Source organism: Paenarthrobacter sp. CM16 (assembly GCF_013179505.1).
Taxonomy (GTDB): Bacteria; Actinomycetota; Actinomycetes; order Actinomycetales; family Micrococcaceae; genus Arthrobacter.
In genome coordinates, this window is the sequence record NZ_JABMCX010000312.1 from 1 (window position 1) to 5,250 (window position 5,250).

Sequence of the window (5,250 nt, forward strand, 5' to 3'; positions counted from 1 at the left end):
GTCACTGCGGACCGCCCTCATGGGAGACCTTATTGCGGCGAGCGCTGTGGCCAACGGCTGGTCCGGCGTGGTGATTAACGGAGCCATCCGGGACCGCGAGGCCATCTCCCGCCTGCCCCTTGGCGTCAAAGCCCTCGGCAGCAACCCTAAGAAAAGCGCCAAGACGGGTGTTGGTGAGGTGGACGTTGAACTGGTCATTGATCGCGTTCGCATCCAACCCGGCGTGATGATCTACTGCGACCCGGACGGCATCCTGATCGAGCGCTGACTCTTCCGCGGCTCCCGACTTAGAAAGGAAAGTGGAAGAAATATTCTCCCGGAGGAAATCAACCCGGCAGTAAGATAGTTACTGAAAGCAACTATCCTGCTTAACCCACTTTTCTGCCACCTCTGGAGAAGATATGTCCAAAACCACGCCCGTACGGGCCGCCGGCGAGGTGCTGACCCATCGTCAGACACTCACCGTCATGGTGGGACTCATGCTCGGCATGTTCCTGTCGTCGCTGGACCAGACCATTGTTTCCACGTCCATCTACACCATCGCCAACGATCTCGATGGCCTCTCGCTTCAGGCGTGGGCCACTACCGCGTACCTCATCACTTCGACGGTGAGCACGCCCCTGTACGGCAAGCTCAGCGACATCTTCGGTCGCCGCCCGCTGTACCTCGTGGCCATCGTGATCTTCCTGGTGGGATCGCTCTACGCCGGATCCGTCCACTCCATGACTGAGCTTGCCATTGCCCGAGGCATCCAAGGCCTCGGAGCCGGCGGTTTGCTGGCATTGGCACTGACCATCATCGGTGACATCGTGGCCCTGAAGGACAGGGCCAAGTACCAGGGCTACTTCATGTCCGTTTTTGGCATTTCTTCCGTGCTCGGTCCGGTGATTGGCGGGGCTTTCGCGGGCTCCGCCAACATCCTGGGTTTCGAAGGCTGGCGTTGGGTCTTCTTCATCAATCTACCCATTGGGCTCGCCGCCCTTGTGGTGGTCTTCATGTACCTGCACTTGCCCGCGCGGCACGTGAAGCAAAAGATCGACTACTGGGGTGCCGCAGCCATCACCTTGGCCATTGTTCCGCTGCTTCTGGTCGCAGAGCAGGGCCGCGTCTGGGGCTGGGCATCGGGAGCCTCTTGGCTCTGCTACGGTCTCGGCGTCATTGGCATCGTGGCGTTCCTGCTCGCTGAAAAGCGGGCCGGCGACTACGCCCTGATTCCTCTGCGTCTCTTCAAGAACACCACTTTCGGCTTGTCCTCGCTGCTGAACTTCATCATCGGCATCGGAATGTTCGGCGCCATCGCCATGCTGCCCATGTACTTGCAGCTCGTGAAGGGGCTGACTCCCACCGAGGCCGGCCTGATGATGATCACGTTTACTGTAGGCATCCTCTTCGGATCGATCTCCGCAGGCCGAACCATCTCCTCATCAGGGGTGTACCGGGTCTTCCCGATCATGGGTACGGCGATCCTGGCTGCTGCCGCTACCGTCATGGGCCTGGTCCTCGGCGTCGATACCGGCCTGTGGGTTCCCGGGCTGATTGCCGTGTTCTTCGGTGTAGGTTTGGGCTTCTGCATGCAACCCCTGACCCTTGCCATGCAGGTATCCGTTCCGCCTAAAGATATGGGCGTGGGCACGTCAACGGCCGCCTTCTTCCGCTCGATGGGTGGCGCGGTGGGAACTGCGGTGTTCATCTCCATGTTGTTCAGCGTTGCGGCCGACAAGATCGCCGAGGGCATGAAGACCGCCGCTTCCAACCCGGACTACCAAGCTGTCATGAAGGACCCGGCTGTGGCATCCGATCCCGCCAACGCCAAGCTCTTTGACTTCTTCAAGAATGGCGCCAACAACGAATCCTTGAATGACACCAGCTGGCTCCACACCGCCAACAGCACGCTGACACGGCCCATCACTGAAGGCTTCGCCCAAGCGATCGACATCGTCATGCTCACGGCTGCCGGGCTCATGGTCATTGCCTTCCTGATCAGCTTCGCATTGCCAAATAAGAAGCTCACCGATCCGAAGGCAGCAGCCAAGGAGTCAGTGCCGGCGCACTAGCAATAGTTCACCTCAGCATCTCTCCGCCTCTAGCAGCGGTGGCGACGTGGCGACGAAAGAAAGGCAGCCCTCGGGCTGCCTTTCTTTCTTGAGCTACCAAGGCATCCCGCGCTTCAAGCGATGCGTTCAATTAGTTCTGTCATCTGCTGCGTTTTCCACATCCTCGGACGTCATTTTCGCAACACAGCTAGCATGTAGGGGCCACCCAGCAAGCTCACAGGCCCCCAATAGACGTCCATACGTTAACAACCTGAATGCATGTCGCGTCGGTCACTTGACTGGAACTCGGGCGATATGACGTGCCACACTGTGTAGCGCGAGTGCACCGGCGTCCCCGTCGGACAGCCGACGACGTCCCGCACCGCGATCCCACCACACCATTCCCCAAGGGAGACCCATGTCCAGTTCCAGCACCGAAGAAGGCGCGCCACCAGTTTCCAGGAAAGTGATCGGCCTGGCCGTTGCAGGTGCCGTGGGCGGCTTCCTCTTTGGCTTCGATTCGTCCGTTGTCAACGGTGCGGTGGATGCAATGGCGGACGAATTCGTCATGAGCGAGGCACTGACCGGATTCGCCGTAGCTGTCGCATTGTTGGGCTGCGCCGCCGGCGCCTACTTCGCCGGGAAGATAGCCGACCGCTACGGACGCATCCCCGCCATGAAAATCGGTGCGCTGCTCTTCCTGGTGAGTGCGGTGGGAACCGGCCTGGCCTTCGGTGTCTGGGACCTCATCTTCTGGCGTCTGGTGGGAGGCTTGGGTATCGGACTTGCCTCTGTCATTGCCCCTGCCTACATCTCCGAAATTTCCCCGCGCCACGTACGCGGGCGCCTGGCATCACTCCAGCAACTGGCCATCACCACCGGCATTTTTGCAGCCCTCCTCTCCGATGCGGTGCTCGCCAACTCGGCCGGCGGCGCCGACGGCATTTTGTGGCTGGGCATTGAAGCCTGGCGTTGGATGTTCATCGCTTGCGCCCTGCCGGCCGCGGTATACGGGTGGATTGCCTTCCGCTTGCCGGAGTCCCCGCACTTCCTGGTGCTCAACGGCAAGGAAGACCAGGCCCGCACCGTCTTCAAGAAGCTCATCCCGGGTGACGACATCGAGCGCCACATCCGCGAAATCCGGGACTCAATCCAACAGGAAAAGCTCTCCACCAAGAAGGGCTCACTCCGCGGCAACAGGTTCGGCCTGCTGCCGGTGGTCTGGATCGGCATCATCCTGTCCGTGCTGCAGCAGTTCGTTGGCATCAACGTGATCTTCTACTACTCCACCACCCTGTGGAAGGCAGTCGGGTTCCAGGAAAAGGACTCCCTGACAATCTCCGTTGCAACGTCCGTGACCAACATTCTGGTTACCCTGGTTGCCATCGCTTTGGTGGACCGAATCGGCCGCCGCCCTATCCTCCTGACCGGATCCATTGGCATGGCCGTGTCCCTCGGCGTCATGGCACTGGCCTTCTCCTCAGCGGTCGGTACGGGTTCGGAGATCAGCCTCCCGGGTGCTTGGGGTCCCGTTGCCCTTATTGCCGCCAACGTTTTTGTTATCAGCTTCGGGGCTTCATGGGGTCCGCTCGTGTGGGTTCTGCTGGGTGAGATCTTCCCGTCCCGCATCCGCGCCCGCGCCCTCGGCCTGGCCGCCGCGGCACAGTGGATCGCGAACTTCGCCATCACGCTCAGCTTCCCCATCATGGCAGCAGGTTCGCTGCCTTTGACCTACGCCATGTACGCGGCGTTCGCGGCGGCATCGTTCTTCTTTGTGATGTTCAAGGTTCCCGAAACGAACGGCATGTCCTTGGAGCAAGCTGAAACCTTGTTTGTTCCCAAGGGCGCACCGGTAGCCCCGCTTCCGGTCACCTCCGACGAAGCAAAGTAGCGCGAAGAAAGCCCGGCGGATTGATTCCGCCGGGCTTTCCGGTGTTTAGGAGCTGTTCAGCCGCGGTGAATCACACCAGGTGTGGCTCGTGCGATTTCAGGTATGTGCGGCCACCAAGCGCAATGAAGATGGCGATCACCATGGCAACTGCGCCCGCGAAGAACGGAATCTGCGGTCCGAAGTGTTCACCCAGCTGAGCTGCCGCGAAGGGGGCCAGTGCCCCGCCCATCCAACGCACAAAGTTGTAACCGGCGGAAGCGACAGGACGCGGTGAATCGGAGACTCCCATGGCCAACTCGGTGTAGACAGTGTTGTTGATGCCCAGCAAAGCACCGGCAGCAATGACAAGCACGACGACGGCGGTCACCGAGTGCCCAGCGGCCAGTCCCAGCCCGATGAGGTCGAGCATGAGCACGGCCAGAGTGCCGATGAGGACCTTGACGGCCCCGAACCGCTTCTGCAGAACTGGGGCGACGAAAACCGAGAAGACGGCGACTGCTACTCCCCAGCCGAAGAACACTCCCCCGATCCCGTAGGCGTCCATGCCGAGAATGAACGGGGTGAACGCGAGGATGGTGAAGAACCCGTAGTTATAGAACAGGGCACTGGCCGCGGTGGTACGTAGCCCCTTGTGTCCGAGCGCCAGCAGTGGATCCCTGAGGCGGGATTTCCTGGCGGGCGCTGGTGTTTTGGGCAACAACGCCAGCAGTGCGATAAAGGCTGCCGCCATGAGGACAGCGGTGCCGAAGAAGGGTGCCCGCCACTGCCAGCCACCAAGGAGAGCGCCCAGAAGCGGCCCCAGCGAGATGCCAAGGCCCAAGGCTGCTTCGTAAAGGATGATGGCCGTGCCGGTTCCCCCGCTGGCCACGCCGACGATCACGGCGAGGGCCGTGGCCACGAACAGTGCGTTGCCGAGGCCCCAACCCGCCCTAAACCCCACCAGTTGCTCAACACTGCCAGAGAAGCCGGACAAGGACGCGAAAACCACGATGATCGCCAAACCGATCAGCAAGGTTTTCTTGCCGCCAATCCTTGAAGATACGAATCCGCTGATCAACATGGCAATGGCCGTCACCAGGAAGTAGCTGGTGAATAGCAGCGAGACTTCGCTGGTGGATGCCTCGAGGTTCTTGGCAATCGCGGGCAGGATCGGGTCCACCAGCCCGATACCCATGAACGCGAAAACGGCAGCCAGGGCGGTGGCCCACACCGCCTTGGGCTGCTTGAGGAAGGAGGCTTTCTCCGCCTCCAGCGTGGTTTCGATGGTTGTTTCGGCGCTTGCTGAAGCGTCAGCCAACTGGCGTGACATTCAATGGCTCCTTGTCG

At 60.9% G+C, this 5,250-nt stretch carries 3 protein-coding genes and 1 pseudogene; 3 read left to right on the top strand and 1 reads right to left on the bottom strand.

The window, feature by feature from the left end; translation table 11 throughout:
* From HP499_RS20435 to HP499_RS20445, 3 genes and pseudogenes are all read left to right on the top strand, one after another.
* Positions 1 to 268, top strand: a pseudogene (locus tag HP499_RS20435) (S-adenosylmethionine--2-demethylmenaquinone methyltransferase); the annotation flags it as partial.
* A gap of 133 nt (positions 269 to 401) precedes the next feature.
* The gene (locus HP499_RS20440) at positions 402 to 2,054 is read left to right on the top strand and encodes an MDR family MFS transporter (protein WP_172325964.1); all 1,653 of its coding nucleotides are present in this window, start codon (positions 402 to 404) and stop codon (positions 2,052 to 2,054) included.
* Between the two features lie 397 nt (positions 2,055 to 2,451).
* Positions 2,452 to 3,924 (top strand): sugar porter family MFS transporter, encoded by a 1,473-nt coding sequence (locus tag HP499_RS20445; protein ID WP_172325965.1) that lies wholly within the window; start codon positions 2,452 to 2,454, stop codon positions 3,922 to 3,924.
* Between the two features lie 70 nt (positions 3,925 to 3,994).
* On the opposite strand, the gene HP499_RS20450 is transcribed toward HP499_RS20445, so the two are convergent.
* Complete coding sequence (locus tag HP499_RS20450) at positions 3,995 to 5,233, bottom strand: MFS transporter (RefSeq protein ID WP_172325966.1); 1,239 nt, start codon at positions 5,231 to 5,233, stop codon at positions 3,995 to 3,997.
* Positions 5,234 to 5,250: the final 17 nt, after the last annotated feature.

Coding starts and splice junctions, on each gene's coding strand:
- HP499_RS20450 (WP_172325966.1), bottom strand. CDS start 5,233: ATGTCACGCCAGTTGGCTGACGCTTCAGCAAGCGCCGAAACAACCATC.
- HP499_RS20440 (WP_172325964.1), top strand. CDS start 402: ATGTCCAAAACCACGCCCGTACGGGCCGCCGGCGAGGTGCTGACCCAT.
- HP499_RS20445 (WP_172325965.1), top strand. CDS start 2,452: ATGTCCAGTTCCAGCACCGAAGAAGGCGCGCCACCAGTTTCCAGGAAA.